12 protein-coding genes and 1 tRNA gene are annotated in these 15,926 nt (G+C 69.2%); 7 read left to right on the forward strand and 6 right to left on the reverse strand.

Features of this window, described 5'->3' with window-relative positions; translation table 11 throughout:
- The first annotated feature begins 36 nt into the window (after positions 1-36).
- Positions 37-135 (forward strand): DUF3418 domain-containing protein, encoded by a 99-nt coding sequence (locus ABD116_RS18375; RefSeq protein ID WP_343971164.1) that lies wholly within the window; start codon positions 37-39, stop codon positions 133-135.
- A gap of 10 nt (positions 136-145) precedes the next feature.
- Here the strand turns inward: ABD116_RS18375 and ABD116_RS18380 are convergent, their stop codons facing one another.
- Both ABD116_RS18380 and ABD116_RS18385 read right to left on the reverse strand, forming a co-directional pair.
- Positions 146-754, reverse strand: a complete 609-nt coding sequence (locus ABD116_RS18380) for a TetR/AcrR family transcriptional regulator (RefSeq protein WP_343971167.1) — start codon at positions 752-754, stop codon at positions 146-148.
- 99 nt (positions 755-853) lie between these two features.
- Positions 854-1,669 carry an alpha/beta fold hydrolase gene (locus tag ABD116_RS18385; protein WP_343971169.1) on the reverse strand — a complete coding sequence of 272 codons (816 nt, stop codon included), beginning with the start codon at positions 1,667-1,669 and terminating at the stop codon, positions 854-856.
- A 228-nt stretch (positions 1,670-1,897) separates the two neighbouring features.
- Between ABD116_RS18385 and ABD116_RS18390 the strand changes: the two genes are divergently transcribed.
- Positions 1,898-5,107: an ATP-binding protein gene (locus ABD116_RS18390; protein ID WP_343971172.1), complete on the forward strand. Its 3,210-nt coding sequence runs from the start codon at positions 1,898-1,900 to the stop codon at positions 5,105-5,107.
- On the opposite strand, the gene ABD116_RS41915 is transcribed toward ABD116_RS18390, so the two are convergent.
- The 3 genes from ABD116_RS41915 to ABD116_RS18405 all read right to left on the reverse strand — a co-directional run bounded on the left by ABD116_RS41915 (position 5,093) and on the right by ABD116_RS18405 (position 6,024).
- Positions 5,093-5,290, reverse strand: a complete 198-nt coding sequence (locus ABD116_RS41915; RefSeq protein ID WP_486336011.1) for a WCX domain-containing protein — start codon at positions 5,288-5,290, stop codon at positions 5,093-5,095. The two genes, ABD116_RS18390 and ABD116_RS41915, sit on opposite strands and share 15 nt — an antisense overlap.
- Positions 5,287-5,601 carry a helix-turn-helix transcriptional regulator gene (locus ABD116_RS41920; protein ID WP_343971175.1) on the reverse strand — a complete coding sequence of 105 codons (315 nt, stop codon included), beginning with the start codon at positions 5,599-5,601 and terminating at the stop codon, positions 5,287-5,289. The genes ABD116_RS41915 and ABD116_RS41920 overlap by 4 nt, the downstream gene beginning before the upstream one ends.
- Positions 5,602-5,947: 346 nt before the next feature.
- Positions 5,948-6,024, reverse strand: a tRNA-Arg gene (locus ABD116_RS18405).
- 194 nt (positions 6,025-6,218) lie between these two features.
- Between ABD116_RS18405 and ABD116_RS18410 the strand changes: the two genes are divergently transcribed.
- The 3 genes from ABD116_RS18410 (at position 6,219) to ABD116_RS18420 (ending at position 13,648) form a co-directional block, all read left to right on the forward strand.
- Entirely contained in the window at positions 6,219-7,958 is a 1,740-nt protein-coding gene (locus ABD116_RS18410; protein ID WP_343971178.1) for a PrsW family intramembrane metalloprotease, read from the forward strand.
- A gap of 90 nt (positions 7,959-8,048) precedes the next feature.
- Positions 8,049-11,987, forward strand: coding sequence for a dynamin family protein (locus ABD116_RS18415; RefSeq protein WP_343971181.1), 3,939 nt, complete (start codon positions 8,049-8,051; stop codon positions 11,985-11,987).
- Entirely contained in the window at positions 11,984-13,648 is a 1,665-nt protein-coding gene (locus ABD116_RS18420; protein WP_343971184.1) for a GTPase, read from the forward strand. Before ABD116_RS18415 ends, ABD116_RS18420 begins: the two co-directional genes overlap by 4 nt.
- A 115-nt stretch (positions 13,649-13,763) precedes the next feature.
- Here ABD116_RS18420 and ABD116_RS18425 read toward each other — a convergent pair whose 3' ends face one another.
- Positions 13,764-14,387, reverse strand: a complete 624-nt coding sequence (locus tag ABD116_RS18425; protein ID WP_343971187.1) for an SRPBCC family protein — start codon at positions 14,385-14,387, stop codon at positions 13,764-13,766.
- 177 nt (positions 14,388-14,564) lie between these two features.
- On the opposite strand from ABD116_RS18425, the gene ABD116_RS18430 reads away from it, so the two are divergent.
- A complete protein-coding gene (locus ABD116_RS18430) occupies positions 14,565-14,996 on the forward strand; it encodes a single-stranded DNA-binding protein (protein ID WP_343971190.1) in 432 nt (143 codons plus the stop codon).
- Between the two features lie 53 nt (positions 14,997-15,049).
- On the forward strand, positions 15,050-15,766 hold the full coding sequence (locus ABD116_RS18435) for a Type 1 glutamine amidotransferase-like domain-containing protein (protein WP_343971193.1): 717 nt from the start codon (positions 15,050-15,052) through the stop codon (positions 15,764-15,766).
- The last annotated feature ends 160 nt before the right edge of the window (positions 15,767-15,926 follow it).

Raw genomic sequence — 15,926 nt, forward strand, 5'->3', positions numbered from 1 at the left:
TAGCTGTCCACTGGAACTGATCCGTCGCGCCGCTGGATGCTCGAGGAACTCCGGATCAGCCTGTTCGCGCAGACCCTCGGCACGCCGTACCCGGTCTCGGAGGAGCGGATCCGGAAGGCGCTGGCCGAGCGCTAGGCCTTCAGGATCACCGAAGGATCACCGACGCGACCCGCTCGGTGAGCCAGCGGGTCGTGCGTTCGGCACCCCAGCCGAACTCGTCCGCGGCGAGCGCGAACTGCGGGTACCGGAAGTGGAAGAAGATGACCTGGACGGCCTCGTCCACCGTGATCCCGTCGGCGAGGCCGCCGGCGTCCCGCATGCCGGTGACGATGTCCCGGAGCGCGTTCTGCTGGCGTTCGTCGGCCACCTCTAGGTACGCCTCCGCGACGGGCGAGGCGGCCGCGGCCCGGGTCACGATCTGGATGATGTCGCCGAACTCCGCGTAGATCGCGACGTACCCCCTCGCCAGCGCGTCCAGTTTGGCGTGTGCCGACTCGGCGGCCAGGCATTCGGCGATGGTGCTCGGTACCAGGTCGCTCGTGGTCCACAAGTCCATCAGCGCTCGGAGGAGGCCCTCCTTTCCGCCGCACTGCGCGTAGATCGTCGCCGGGGACACCCCGGCATCCCGGGCGATGCTCTCGACAGTGGTCTGCGAGTACCCGATCTGGCCGAACAACTTCCGTGCCGAGCGCAGGACCTCTCGCTTGGTCATGTCCGCGTACAGATCGCGCCGGGTCTGTCCGTTCTCTGGCACCCGCACCCACCTTCGATCTCCGACGATCCCGGCACCGCGCGAGCGCGGCCGGTTCCGCGGCGAATCTATCCGAGCGGGACCGGCGGCGCCGTGCTGCCCTCAGGACTCGACGAACTCGAGGATGTCCGCGTTGATGACGTCGGCGTTCGTGGTCGGGATGCCGTGCGGCCAGCCGGGGTAGGTCTTGAGCGTGCCGTTCGCGAGGATCTCGACGGCCCGCGGCGCGGTGCTGCGGTAGGGAACGATCTGGTCGTCGTCGCCTTGCATGACCAGGACCGGCACGCTGATCTTCTTCAGGTCGTCGGTGTAGTCCTCCTGGGCGAACGCGTCGACGCAGTCGAACTGGGCCTTCGCCGAGCCCATCATGCCCTGGCGCCACCAGTTCTCGATGACTGCCTCGTTCGGTTCGGCACCCGGCCGGTTGTACCCGTAGAAGGGCCCGGCGGCCACCTCACGGTAGAACGCCGACCGGTTCGTCGCGATGCCTTGCTTCAGACCCGCGAAGACCTCCGGCGGCTGGCCGTCAGGATTCGCATCGGTCAACTGCTGCGACGGTACGACGGAGCTGATCAGCACGAGCTTCGCCACGCGGCTCTCGCCGTGCCGCCCGAGGTAGCGCACCAGTTCGCCGCCGCCGGCCGAGTGCCCCACGAGCACGGCGCCGCGGAGATCGAGGTGGTCGAGGAGCGCCGCGAGGTCGTCGGCGTAGTGGTTCATGTCGTGGCCGTCGGACACCTGGGCGGACCGTCCGTGTCCCCGGCGGTCGTGCGCGATCACCCGGAAGCCATGGCCGAGGAAGAACAGCATCTGGTTGTCCCAGTCGTCGGCCGACAGCGGCCAGCCGTGACTGAACACGATCGGGCGGCCGGATCCCCAGTCCTTGTAGAACAGCTCCACCCCGTCGGGGGTCGTCATCGTTGCCATGGTGTTCTCGCCTTTCTCGTTCGAGGTGGTCCGCGGGCAGTCGCTCCGGGGCCGGGAGCGTGCACGCCACCGTCGACGGTAGGGAGCCGCAGTTGACGGTCAGTGGATTTGCAGTGGAATCGCTGGCTGGAGCGGGACTCCAGCCTCTAGAGTGCAACTTGACCGAAGCGCGTGAGGACAGATGCCGCGGCGGCCGGACCATCGACGAGGGGGCCGGACATGACGGAGACGCTCGTACCTCGAAGCGTCGACGGACAGCCTTGGGGTGACGTCGGCTCGCTGAGGCTGCAGGTGCTCGGGCCGCTGCGGGTGTGGCACGGCGGTGTCGAGGTCGATCCCGGTCCACGCCAGCAGACCTATCTGCTCGCGCTGTTGCTTGCGCACGTCGGGAGACCGATCGGCCCCGGCGAGCTGATCGAGCTGATCTGGGGCGGGAACGAGCCGGCCAGTGCACTGAACGTCATCCACAAGTACGTCGGTGCACTCCGCCGCCTCCTCGAGCCCGCCCTGCCACCGCGGCAACCGGGTGCCTACCTCGCGCGGAGCACCAACGGATATCTGTGTACCGCCGGCCCGGACGTCCTGGACCTCGCGCGCTTCCGGCAACTCGTCACCGCGGCTCGGGCGGCTGTCGACAACAGCCGCGAAGCAGCCGCGCTCGACCAGTACGCCGCCGCGCTGGAGCTGTGGAGCGGCCCGGCCGGAGGCGGCGCCGCGCACAGCCCCGCCGCTGTCGCGATCTTCGCCGGACTCGACGACGAGTTCTTCGTTGCTTGTGTCGAGGGTGCGGAGCTCGCGATCTCGCTGAACCGGCCCCATCGGATGCTGCCGGCCCTGCACCTCGCCTCAACCATGGCCGCTCTGAACGAACCGGTGCACGCCGGCCTGATCCGCTCATTGTGCGCCGCCGGGCAGCAGGCGGAGGCGCTGACGGCGTACGACGTGATCCGGCGCCGGCTCGCGGACGACCTCGGGATCGAACCCGGCGCGGCATTGCGTTCCGCCCAGCGGCAGGTACTCGAACAGACTGCCGTGGCTGCGCCGCCTTCTCCCCGGACCGCGCCGGCCGCCACCCTCAACGGCGAGTTGGTGGGCCGAGCCGAGGAGTTCGGCCTGCTCCGCAGCGCCGTCGAGCCGGCGCTCGCGGCCGGGACGGCTGTCGTCCTGCTCGAAGGCGAGCCCGGCATCGGCAAGACCCGTCTCCTTCAGGAGACCGCCCGGCACGCCCAGGATCGGGCCGCGCGCGTTGTCTGGGGGCATGGTCTCCAGGGCGGCGGCGCTCCCGCGATGTGGCCGTGGGTGGAGGTCGTCCGGAGTCTGCTCCAGAGCCGGTCGGCGACTCGTCGCGCGGAGTGGCTCAGCGGCGATCTGAGCCGCCTCACCGAGACTCGGGACCCCGCCGGATCAGCACCGGCCGTCCCGGATGACGGCGCCCAGTTCCGGCTGTTCGAAGAGGTCGTCGGGGTGATCTCCGAATCCGCAGCCGAGCATCCCCTGGTGATCGTCCTCGACGACCTCCACTGGGCGGATCCCGCGTCGTTGCACCTGTTCGACCATGTCGTCGCCCGGCTCCCCGCCGGTACTGCCGTGGTCGCGGCGCTGCGGAACCGGGACCCGTCGCTCGGCCTCGAGCTGGCCCGGACTCTTGCCGCCACGAGCCGGATCCGTGGCCATCGCCGGCTCCTCGTCGGACCGCTCGCCCAGTCGGGCGTTGCCGAGCTGATGCGCCGCGAGACGGGCGACCTGCCCGCTGCGGAGGTCTCCCGTGCGGTGCATGCGCGAACCGCCGGCAATCCGTTCTTCGTCCAAGAGGTGGCGCGGCTCCTCGCCGACGGCAAGACCGTCACCGAGGAGTCTGTGCTGCGCAGTGGTGTCCCGCTGACCGTCCGGGACGTGGTTCGCGACCGCATGGCCGCGCTGGACCCCGGCGCTCAGGAGCTTCTGCAGGCGGCCGCGCTCGCCGGCCGGAGTGTTGACCTGGTGCTGCTCGCACGGATCGCGACCGCGGACGTGGCGACCTGTCTCGAGCAGCTGGAACCGGTCCGCGACCTCGGTCTCGCCGGTCCCGCGCCGGGAGATCCCTTCAGTTACTGCTTCGCCCACGATCTCGTCCGCGAGGCAGTCTGCGAGACCGTCCCGCCCGGACGCGCCGCGTCGCTGCACCGAGCGATCGCCGACGCGATCGAGGCCGTCGGCTCGACGGACGACTCGCTCGCAGAGCGGGCGGCGCACCATCTGTGGGAGGCCGGTCCGTTCATCGACCCGGCCCGCACTGTCTCGGCCCTGCTTCGCGCCGGGGCGCGGGCGACCGCGAAGACCGCACTCCGGGACGCCGAGCGTCACCTCGTCCGCGCCGTCGAGCGCGCCCGCGGAGCGGCCCTGCCCGAGCTCGAACTGGAGGCGCTGTCCCGCTTGATCGCGGTCGCCGGGATGCGCTCCATGTACGGCACCGCGTCCGTCGACCTGCTGGAACGAGCGGAAACAGTGGCGAAGACACTCGGCCGGGAGCGTCAGGCCGCGAGCTTTCTGTTCTCCCGGTGGACCGCGCACGTGCAAGGCCTTGAGCACGAACGCAGCGGCATCCTGGCGGACCGCCTGCTGGAGCAGGGATCGACCTCCAGCGATCCGGTCGTCCGCAGCTACGGGGACGCCGCGTGGGGAATTCAGCAGTGGCACCTCGGGCGTCTCGGAGCGTCGTACCGCCACCTGACCGCGACGGCCTCCCAAGGGCTGCCTGGCGATCACGGCCCCGACCCGGTGTGGGACGGGCTCCGGCTGCTGATCGTGGCAACGCTGGCCGAGATCTCCGCGTACCACGGGAAGACCGCTCGCGCCCGGGCGGCCCTGGACGAGCTCGTCGCGGGCGCCGGGGACGATGCCTACGCGACCGCCGTCGCGACGTGCATGGCTGCCCGGGCCGCCTCGGTCGTCGGCGACCCGGACTGGGCGCTGCAGGTCGCGGACCGTGGGATCGCGGCGGATCCGCAGTTCTCGTTCGTCTTTCTCGGCACCTACCTCCGCCTGGCGCGATACTGGGCGCTGGCGATGACCGGTCGCGATCCTGGTACGGCCGCGGATGCGGCGGAGCGGCTGATCGTGGCCAACCTGACGAACCCCGTCCGATCCAGCGTCTCCACCTGGTACGCGCTCCTCGCGGAGATGCGGCTGGCAGCCGGTGACCCGGACGCCGCCGCCGTTGCGCTCGACCAGGCCGACACCTTCCGCGACCGCTACGGGCAGCGGTCGGCGGACGGCCTGCACCTGCTCGTCGGGGCTCAGCTGGCGAACAAGCTCGGCGACCGGGGCAGCGCCGTACGTCTGGCCGAGCAGGCACGGGTTGTGGCTGAGCGGCAGGAGGCGTACCTGTTCGTGCAGCGCGCCGAGCTGCTCCTCGGCGACCTCATCGATCGAGAGCTAGGAGTTCAGTAGGCGGCGGGCGTGCTCGTGGACGGCGGCTCGGAGTTCGGGTGGGTCGAGGATTTCGAACGGCCAGTAGATCCGGACCACACCGGAGACGAGCGGTCCCAGGTCGTTGGCGGCGAAGCGGACCTCGCAGGTGGTGGCGTCGACTGCTTCGACCACGCCCTGGCTCGGCGGGATCAGCTTCTTCACCGTCTCAGCCGGGGCCTGGACGCGGACTCGGCCGACGATGTCCCACGGAGCGACTCCGGTGCCTTCGGCAACCAGCTCGACCGGGTCCGGGGGTTCTCGTAGCGGGAACCGGTCAGCTCCGGGAGGGTGATGCGGTCGACGCGGAACGTCCGCCAGGCCTGACGGTCGCTGGCGACCAGGTACCAGCGGCGGCCGGTGTGGACGATCCGCAACGGTTCGACGCTGCGCTCGGATTCGGTGCCGTCGTGGGTGCGGTACCGGAACCGGATGCCTTCGGTGTGCCGGCACCCCGCGGCGAGCGTGACGAGCACGCCGCCGTCGACCTGCGGCAGCTCGCCCTGCGGTAGCTGCGTGGTGTGGGCGCTGATCGCGTCGACCTACTGCGGATGCACCACCCGCGAAGGCATGGCGATCGCCCGCGCCAAAGGACAGCTCAAGGGCCGAGCGCCGAAGCTGTCAGCCGCCCGGCAGGCCCACCTGCTGAACTGCACACCGCCGGCGCCTAAGAGGGTCTCAACGAAGGATACGAACTGCTACAGACCTCGCTGACTCCAGACGACGGGAGTAGCTTCTAGTTCGCACCATGAATGGCCCCACGCGGGCGTTGTCATCACGGTCTGCATGTCGGCCAACTGCCGCCTGATCAGCGGGTTCAGGTGGCGCGCCCGGCAGGATTCGAACCTGCGACCAACGGATTAGAAGTCCGACGCTCTATCCAGCTGAGCTACGGGCGCTCGGCCGGATCGGTGTCCGGCACGGATCAGAGTCTCTCAGATGGTGGGCCGATCATGCTCGTGGGTTCCTCCGGCGGGGCGGGGACGGGTTACGGCCGCCGGGGCTACTGCGAAGTACAGGGTTGTCGTTCCATCCCGGTAACGCCGAGTGGCCGGTCCTGCCGTGTGGATGGCTCTACAACTAGGCTGCGTGCATGAGTTACCCCTCAGGAGGCCCGCCCGAGTCGCCGCAACCCGCGGTGGCGGCGGTCGGCGTGCCCGGCCCACCCGGCTCGCAGCAACCGGAGCCCAACCGGCTCGGGACCCACCCGGTGCCCGGCCAGCGGCGCAACCAGAGCATCCTGATCGGGGTCGTCGTCGCGGTCGCCTTCGCGATCGCCGGGCTGGGCATCTTCGCGATCGTGGCGAAGTCGACCGGCGCCAGCGGGTTCATGTGGGGTCTGGTCTTCGCGTTCATCCCGGTGGTACCGGTGATCGCCCTGTACCTGTGGCTGGACCGTTACGAACCGGAGCCGGCCAAATACATCCTGACCGCGCTGTGCTGGGGCGCCTTCATCGCGACCCTGGCCGCCATCTTCATCAACACCCAGGCGTCCGAGTGGCTGCACGAGACCGGCAGCGGTGGCAGCCGGGCCGCGGTCTTCGTGGCGCCGCCGGTGGAGGAGTTCGCCAAGGGCTCGATCATCGCGTTGCTGGCGCTGCTGCGGCGCAAGGAGTTCGACGGGATCATCGACGCGCTCGTCTACGCCGGCATGGTCGGCGTCGGCTTCGCCTTCACCGAGAACATCCTGTACTACGGCCGGCTGTTCCATCAGCTGTCCGAGGAGTCCGGCAGTGACGCCGGTCTGCGCGGGACCTTCTTCCTGTTCGTGTTCCGCGGCGGGATCTCGCCGTTCGCGCATCCACTCTTCACGTCGTTCACCGCGATCGGGATCGGGATCGCCGTGCGGCACCGCAGTACCGTCGTGCGGTATCTGGCGCCGATCGTCGGGTATCTGGCCGCGGTGCTGGCACACGCGTCCTGGAACGGTGGGGCGAGCCTGTCCGGTGGTGGCGGGTTCCTGATCGTGTACCTGTTCCTGATGTTCCCGATCTTCATCGCGATGTTCATCTTCGCGCTGGTGATGCGGTCGCGGGAGGGGCAGATGATCGCGTCCCGGCTGTATGACTACGTGCGGTTCGGGTGGCTGGCGCCGCAGGATGTGCCGCTGATCGCGACGCTGCGCGGGCGCAAGGCGCTCCGGCAGAACGCGAAGCGGTACGGACCGCAGGCGGCCGCCGCGGCCAAGGCGTTCCAGCAGACGGCGACGGAGCTGGCCTACCTGCGAGACAAGATCGTCCGCCAGGTGATCGGCCCGGACGCGCTGGTGACGGAGAAGGAGCTGCTGGACGAGCTCCGGGCACGGAGGCCTAGCGTGCCGTTCCCGCCGATGCCGGCCTTTGCCCAGGCTGTCGTGCCGCAGTACCCGGTTGGAGCGCCGCAGGGGATGGCCGGTGGGCCGCAGTTCCCCGGGGGTGGGCCGCAGTACCCGGGGAGTGGACCGCAGGGCCAGCCGATGCCGGCCGGTGGGGCGCCGTACCCGGGCTCGCCGGGGCAGCCGTATCCGGCCGGTGGGGCGCAGTACCCGGGTGGCGGGCCGCAGAGCCCGGCGGGTGGGTCCCAGGGGGCGCAGTACCCGGGTGGTGGTCCGCAGGACCCGCAGTACCAGGGGAGTGCCCCGCAGGGGGCGCAGTACCCGGGTGGCGGGGCGCAGGGGGCGCCGTACCCGGGAGGGCCTGGATATCCACCGGGACAGGCGGGTTATCCGCCGCCTCAGCCGGGGTATCCCTCCGGGCAACCCGGCTACTCAGCGGGCCAGCCCGGTTACCCACCGGGACCCCCTGGACCGTCCGGAACGCCGGGAGGATACGGTCCGTATCCACCGTCGCAGTGACTGCCACCCGTCCACGCCGCCAAACGGGGATGAAGATGACTTTGCTTCTGCGCTGTCCGACCGGGCACTCTGTGCTCGTGGGCGGTAGCCGTGGCTGACACCAGGCCAGCTGGTGAGGGTTCGGAGCGTTCGGGAGAGCCGAAGGTTCCGGCCCAGGATCAGCCTGTCTCCGAACTGGCCCGGCTGATCGCCGAATCCGATGCCAAAGGCAAAGGTTTCTGGCGCCGCCGCAAACGCAAGTCAGCCAGTACGCCGACCGCTGTGCCGACCCTCCAGACGGAGCCGGCCGCACCCTCTGTGGCGACCAAGCCCGCCGCTACGCCGACAGCCGGCCAGGCGACGGATGGCCAGGCGATGGGCGGCAAGCTGACGGGCGACGACGCATCCGAGGCCGAGAAGTCGACGGTCGAGAAGGCGACGAGCGCCGATCCTGTGGTGGCGACCTCGACCGAGCAGCCTGCGGTCGAGACCCCGGCTGAGCCGGCAGCCGACCAGTCCGAGGCCGAGAAGCCTGCCGACAAGCCTGTCGAGTCCGCCGCCGAGGCGACCGACGTGACTGCTGACGCGACCGCCGCCGACGCTGCTTCTCCCGCCGACGCGGACACCTCACCCGCAGACAAGAACAAGGCAACGGAAGCCGAGCCGGCCACCGAAGTGACGACCGATCCCACGGGTACCGACTCAACCGACGCCGAGGCAACTGACACCCAGGCAGCTGAGGTAGCTGACGCGCAGGCAACAGACGATCAGGTCGCCGATGCCCAGCCGGCCGACGGCGAGCAGCCGACCGCTGCCGAGAAGGCGGGCGACGAGCAGGCTGCAGAGCAGTCGCCAACCGAGGTACCGGCCGCTGATGCGTCCAGTGCCTCGACCACCGAGGAATCAACCGATGGACACCCCGAGCCCGAATCCGTCACCCCGGCCAGCGCGGTGACTCTGACGGCAGAGGAAGAGGCGGCGCGCCCGAAGGTCGGCGTCGTCTACGAGCCGGACGAGTCGGCCGAGGGCTTCCCCCTCGAGTACGGCGACATCATCATCGGCCTCCCCAAGCAACCGGGCGCCTCCGAAGAGCCCACAGCCCTCCGCGACGAAGCAGACGCCGAACTAGAAGCCGTCTCCGCCGCCGAAGCCGAAGCCGAGGCCCAGGCAGCAACCGAAGCCGCCACAACCCAGGCAACGGAACCAACAACCGAAGCTCCCTCCGACTCCGCTACACCGCACGATGCGGAGCCAACTGCCGAGGCTTCACCTGGCTCCGACCCCGAGACGGCCGCACCGCAGGACGGCGACCCCACCGACGAGTCAGCGGCTGGGTCCGAGTCCGAAGCTCCCACAGACTCCGATGCCGGCGCCGAGCATGCCGACGGCAACGCCGAAACAGCTGCCGGGGCGACAGCGGACGCCGAGGTCGAGCAGACTGCGGAAACTGAGGTCGACCAAACCGCAGAGACCGACTCGGCTGCACCTGCAGAGTCGGACGAGGCGAAGGATGACGCACCCTCCGAGGCGGGTGAACAGCAAGACGATGTACCTGTCGAGGCGGGTGGGGAGCAGGGCGGCGTGGCTGCCGAGGAGGTGGCTGGAGGGGGAGAGGCAGCCGTAGCCGCAGCGGTGGAGGGTGGGTTGAGCGCGCCTGCGGAAGGCGAGTCGACCCCGGACGCGGATGGCGAGAGTGCTGAAGCCGGCTCCGGTGACAGTGCAGCTGGGGCAGAGGCAGACGTTGACGCATCCGCGCCTGCGGAGGGTGAATCGACCGCAGTCGCGGACGGCGAGAGTGCCGACGGCGGCACCGACTCCGACGCGGACGCAGGGCCAGACGCAGAGCCGGACTCCGACGTCAGCGAAGCGGACACAGAGCCAGACGCAGAGCCGGACTCCGACGTCAGCGAAGCGGGCGCGGCGGATTCCTTGGCGGAGGGCGGGGAGCCCGCTGGGGATGCCGAGGCGGCGTCTGATGGCGAGCAGAGCGCTGAGGTTGAGTCGGCTGTGACCGCCGAAGACGGTGGCGTGCAGGCAGAGGATGCAGCGGGTGCTGAGGCGCCCACAGGTGCGGAGGCTGAGGTATCCGCGTCTGCGGTAGGTGGACTGGCTGCAGTCGCGGACGACGGGAGTGCCGAGAGCGACTCCGACGACAATGCGCAGGGTGGTACCGACTCTGAGGCAAACGACTCCGCCGCGGGTGCTGTCGCCGACTCCGGTGCGGACAGCGCCGAGTCCGGTGCGGACGGCGCCGAGTCCGGTGAGGATGCGGTCGACGGTGGCTCCGGTGCTGATGCTCCTGCGGAGGTTGTGCGGGAGAAGTCTGCTGAGGAGGTGGCTACTGAGCAGGCGGCTATGGCGTTGATCACGGCGTTGATGAAGCTGCGGGGCGCGTTGGCCGCCAGTCGGTTGCCTATTGATGTGGTGGGGGCTGATGAGGCCCGCCAGCAGCAGAAGGCGATGTTGGATCAGCTGGACGACTACGTGCTGCCGCGGCTGGTGCAGCTCGAGGCGCCGGTACTTGCGGTGGTTGGCGGGTCGACCGGGGCGGGCAAGTCGACGCTCGTGAACAGCATCATCGGGCAGGTCGTCAGCGAGCCCGGCGTACTGCGCCCAACAACCCGTTCCCCAGTACTGATCCACAACCCGGCCGACGCCGACTGGTTCACCAATGACCGCGTACTGCCCGACATGGCGCGCTCCAGCGGTGACAGCCCGGGCGGGATGGAGGACCCCGGGCAGATCCGCCTGGTCGCCGCCGACACCATCCCGCAGGGCCTGGCCATCCTCGACGCCCCCGACATCGACTCGGTCGTCGAGGCCAACCGTGACCTCGCCACCCAGTTGCTGGCGGCCGCCGACCTCTGGCTGTTCGTCACCACTGCCGCCCGGTACGCCGACGCGGTCCCGTGGGAGTTCCTGCAGAGCGCGTCAGACCGCAGTACTGCGGTAGCTGTCGTCCTCGACCGAGCCCCGTCCGACACGATCGACGACATCACCGGCCACCTGGCCCAGATGCTGCTCGAGCGTGGACTCGGCGACTCGCCGCTGTTCAGCATCAAGGAGACCGTTGTCGACGGCAACGGAATGCTGGCCAGCGAGGTCGTTGCCTCGATCAAGGACTGGCTGATCGACCTGGCCGCCGATGCCGAGGCGCGTTCAGGTGTTGTACGGCGTACGCTCCAAGGCGCCGTCACTGCGATGACCAAGAAGACCCCGGCCTTCGCCAAGGCGGTCAGGGCGCAGGCGGACACGGTCGTCGAGCTACGGTCGACTGCCGAATCGGCGTACGACCAGGCTGTCCAGGACATCGCCAAGGCGACCACGGACGGCACCATGCTGCGCGGCGAGGTGCTGGCCCGCTGGCAGGAGTTCGTCGGCACGGGTGAGCTGCTCAAGGGCCTGCAGACCAACGTCGGCCGACTGCGCGACAAGGTCCGTACTGCGGTAGTCGGCAACCCGCCGCCGACGCGTGACCTCAAGGACGCCATCGAGTCCGGCCTGGAGTCGTTGCTGCGTGAGCACGCCGCCGCCGGTGCTGAGCGCGCCGAGGCGGCCTGGCAGGCGTCGGCCCCCGGTCGCCAGTTGCTCGCGGCCGGCGACCCCGCGATGGGTGGGATGTCCGAGGAGTTCCCGGACGCGGCGGGTCGCGCGGTGCGGGAGTGGCAGGAGGGCGTGTTCGAGCTGATTCGCCAGGAGGGCGCCGACAAGCGCAGTACGGCGAAGATCCTTGCCTACGGCGAGAACGGCCTCGGCCTGGCCCTGATGATCTCCATCTTCGCCAGTACTGCGAGCGTCCCGACCGGCTCGAAGGCCGCGACGGGAGTCGGTACGGCCGTGGTCGGACAGCGGCTGCTGGATGCCGTCTTCGGCGAAGAGGCGGTTCGCGGGCTGGCCGCCAAGGCCCGGGACGATCTTGACGCTAGAGTTCATGCTTTGATGGATGCCGAATTCGCCCGCTACCTGGCTGTGCTCGACCAGCATCCGGTCGATCCCGATGCACCCAGGCAACTGACGGAGGCCGCGCGCGCGGTGGAGGACTGCACGTGACGGGAACTGTGGATACGGTCAAGGGCCTGACGCGAGGCGCTACCGATGTCCTGACGAAGATCGAGGCCGTCGAGGACGCTGCCGAGGCCGGCCGGGGACGGCTGGACCAGGTGGTCCTGAGTGAGGCGTCGCAGATCGTGGACCGGGCCAGCCAACGGCTCAGGATGTCCGGCGATCTGACAGTCGTGGCGCTGGCCGGTGCGACCGGTTCGGGCAAGTCGTCGCTGTTCAACGCGCTGACCGGGCTGGACCTGGCCGCGATCGGCACCCGGCGGCCGACCAGCTCGATGCCGCTGGCCTGTGTGTGGGGCGAGGAGCCGGCCGGCGAGCTGTTGAACTGGCTGGGCATCCCGCGCCGGCACCAGGTGCAGCACCGCAGCTCGCTCGAGGACGCGCACTCCGAGGACCTCGACGGGCTGGTCCTGCTCGACCTGCCTGACCACGATTCCACCGAGGTCGAGCACCGGCTCATCGTCGACCGGCTGGTCGAGCTGGTCGACGTACTGGTCTGGGTGGTCGATCCGCAGAAGTACGCCGATGCGGCACTGCACAACCGGTACATCAAGCCGTTCGCGTCGCACTCGTCGGTGATGGTGTTCGCGCTGAACCACGCCGACAAGCTCACCGACGAGCAACGCGAGAGCTGCCTCGCCGACCTGACCCGGCTGCTCAAGTCGGACGGTCTGAAGAACCCGCAGCTTGTGGCGACATCTGCCATGAGCGGCGACGGGCTGGACGACCTGCGGGACCTGCTGGTCAAGCGAGTCAGCGCCAAGCGGGCTGCCCGCGAGCGACTTGCTGCCGACGTGGATCGCGTCGCAGACCGGATGGCCAGCCAGTGCGGCACGGCGAAGACCCCGGAGATCGCCCAAGCGGACATCACCGAGCTAGTGGATGCATTGTCGGACGCTAGCGGGCTACCTGTCGTTGTAGAGGCCGTGCGCCGGTCTTACTTGCAGCGGGCAACTGCTGCGACTGGATGGCCGGTCACCAAGTGGCTTGCTCGCTTCCGGCCGGATCCGTTGCGGCGTTTGCATCTGGACCAGGTTCCCCGCCAGCAAGGGAAGGCGCTGCGCAAGTCGGCCTCCAACGAGGTATCGATCGCACGGTCTACGTTGCCTGCGGCAACTCCAGTGCAGCGCGCCCGGATGGATACTGCCGTCCGGACCATCACCAACAAGGCCGCGGCCGGGTTGTCCCGGCCCTGGGCCGATTCAGTCCGTACTGCGATCCGCAAGCGCGAGGAGTCCCTCGGCGACGAGCTGGACCAGGCAGTGGCTCGTACGGATCTCGGCACCAACAACAACCCGGGCTGGTGGGCGGCGGCGCGGTTCCTGCAGTGGTTGCTGTTCCTGGTGGCGCTGGGTGGGGCCGTCTGGCTCGTACTGGCCGCCTTCCTCGATGGTGTGACGCTGCCGGAGTGGGAGGGCATTCCGTACGCGACGATGATGCTAGTCGGCGGAGCTGTCCTCGGGGTGGCTCTCTCGATCGCCTGCCGTCTCTTCGCGACCAGCGGCGCCAACCGCCGGGCTCGCTTGGTGGCCAAGGCGCTTCGTACGGAGCTGGAGAAGGTCGCCGACAGCCATGTCGTCGCGCCGGCTCGCGAGGAGCTCGACGCCTACACCGTCTGCCGCGACAAGCTGGCCATCGCTCGCGGTTAGTCGGTGGTCTTGGGCTCGCAGCTGTCTGCTGCGGATGGCCTGGGCCGCCAAGACGGCGGCCAAGCGCGCTCTGGGTAGCTAGCTTGTGCGGTTGGCCGGCGTCTCGTAGTACGGGTCAGAGGTAGTCGTCTGCTGAGGAACCTGGGGCGAATTGGGCGGCTGAGGCCTCGGTGGCGGCGCGCAGTTCTTCCTCGGAGACCAGGCCGGAGTCGCGGAGTGCCTTGACCCAGGCGTGGATCGACGCCGTGTTGAACTCGATCACCTCGGGGGAGTTGGCCATCTCCTGCGGGTCGTGGTGCTCCTCGAGCTTGCCCTCGACGTACAGGGCGAGTCCGAGCAGGGCGCCGTCCCAGCCGGGGCCGACGTAGAGCGCTCCGCTGGCGCCGCCGAAGTCGGCGGGGACCGAGTGGTCCATCTGGAGCTCGGTGGAGTCACCGTCCTGGCTCAGGCTGATCTCGACCAGGCTGGCCGGGCCGCCGAAGCTGACCTTGAACCGCTTCGGTGGTTCGCATTCGAGGATCTCGCCGCCGGCGTTGCCTTCCAGCTGGAAGCTGCCGCCGACCTTCAGCTCGCCGGTGATCGGCATCATCCAGCGGCGGATCCGGTCCGGGTCGGTCAGCGCGTCCCAGACGTCCTCGACCCCTGCCTGATAGGTACGCCGCAGCGTCACGCGGACCTCTTCGCCGGTCTGGCTCACCTGGCGCTGGATCGCGGCGATGTGCTCGAGGATGTCGATCACGGGGGTTCCCTCTCGGTGGTTGTCGTCTTCGGCTGCACCAGAGTGCCGGGTTCGGCTTATATAAGTCAAGACTGAAATATAGTTTTCCCCAGGCTGGAAAGTCGTTCCCGGAATCGGGGCGTGGGCGGGCACCTTCTCTGGTGACAGCACAGATGCGACCTCAGGAAGGCGGAGGACATGAGCTTCAGCGAGACCTATGTGGCGGTGCAGGGGTGGATCGGCAGCGACATCCGGTACCGGGAGGTGTCGGAGGGGGTGCCGGTGGTGACGTTCCGGCTGGCCACCACGCCGCGCCAGTTCGACCGGGGTACCGGCGGCTGGGTCGACCGGCCGACGAACTGGTTCACCGTCGAGTGCTGGCGCGCACTCGCGACGAACGTCAAGCAGTCGATGGAGCGCGGTCATCCGGTGGTGGTGAGCGGCCGCTTCCGCACGAACGAGTGGCAGGACGAGGAAGGTGCGCCGAGATCGAAACTGGTCCTCGAAGCCTTCGGCGTCGGCCACGACCTCTCCAGGGGCACGGCCACCTTCGTCAAAACCCCTCCACGTGCCCAACTCCAGGAGCCCCCTCTCCTCGACGAGGAAATGCCCGAGCCCCAAGCCGCCTAGTAGACAAAGATGTGGTGACGTCGTAGTCACTCTGGAACCCGAGGGGAATCTCGATGGTGGATGCACAGATCCTGGCGATGGGTGGTGGCGGCTTCTCGATGGAGCCCGACAACCCCTTGCTCGACGACTACTTGCTCTCGCTCGCGCCGGCGGGCCGCAAGCCACGGGTCTGTTTCGTGCCGACGGCCAGCGGTGATTCCGACGGCTACAGCGAGAAGTTCCTCGCCGCCTTTGGCCCGGACCGGGCCGAAGCGACGGTGCTGTCCCTCTTCAATCGCACCGTCACCGACCTCGACGCGTTCGTCCTGGAGCAGGACATCATCTACGTCGGCGGCGGCAACACCGCGAACCTCCTGGCGGTCTGGCGCGTCCACGGCCTCGACGTCGCCCTCACGAAGGCCTACCGAGAAGGCGTGATCCTCGCCGGAATCAGCGCCGGCATGAACTGCTGGTTCGAAGCCTCCGTGACCGACTCCTTCAACTCAAACGGCCTAGCCCCACTACCCGACGGCCTAGGCCTGCTCCCCGGCAGCGCCTGCCCCCACTACGACGGCGAGCCCCTCCGCCGCGGCACTTACCGAGCCCTCATCCAATCTGGCTTCCCCACCGGCTACGCAGCCGAAGACGGCGCAGCCCTCCACTTCACCAACGGCGACCTGACGGCCGTAGTAACCTCCCGCCCCCAAGCCACCGCCTACAAACTCACCCCAGGCCCCACCATCCCCACAGAACAACCCCTACCAACCACCTACCTAGGCACCCCTGAGTAGCCCACCCGTCCCCACCACCAACTCGCGAGGCGAACGCTTCCGAGTACCCGCAGTTCGGTATGTCGGAGTAGTCACGAGCCCGACGCACCCCAAGTCGCCCCTACCCGGCGTACCGGCGTACGGGCGTACGGGCGAATCCGAGCACCCGCATGCCGGAGTT

This window comes from Kribbella koreensis, assembly GCF_039525325.1.
In the GTDB taxonomy this organism is placed as follows: Bacteria; Actinomycetota; Actinomycetes; order Propionibacteriales; family Kribbellaceae; genus Kribbella; species Kribbella koreensis.

Excerpts from the sequence above, each read along its gene's own strand:
- ABD116_RS18410 (WP_343971178.1), top strand. The coding sequence starts at position 6,219 with ATGAGTTACCCCTCAGGAGGCCCGCCCGAGTCGCCGCAACCCGCGGTG.
- ABD116_RS18385 (WP_343971169.1), bottom strand. The coding sequence starts at position 1,669 with ATGACGACCCCCGACGGGGTGGAGCTGTTCTACAAGGACTGGGGATCC.
- ABD116_RS18375 (WP_343971164.1), top strand. The coding sequence starts at position 37 with ATGCTCGAGGAACTCCGGATCAGCCTGTTCGCGCAGACCCTCGGCACG.
- ABD116_RS18390 (WP_343971172.1), top strand. The coding sequence starts at position 1,898 with ATGACGGAGACGCTCGTACCTCGAAGCGTCGACGGACAGCCTTGGGGT.
- ABD116_RS18430 (WP_343971190.1), top strand. The coding sequence starts at position 14,565 with ATGAGCTTCAGCGAGACCTATGTGGCGGTGCAGGGGTGGATCGGCAGC.
- ABD116_RS18435 (WP_343971193.1), top strand. The coding sequence starts at position 15,050 with ATGGTGGATGCACAGATCCTGGCGATGGGTGGTGGCGGCTTCTCGATG.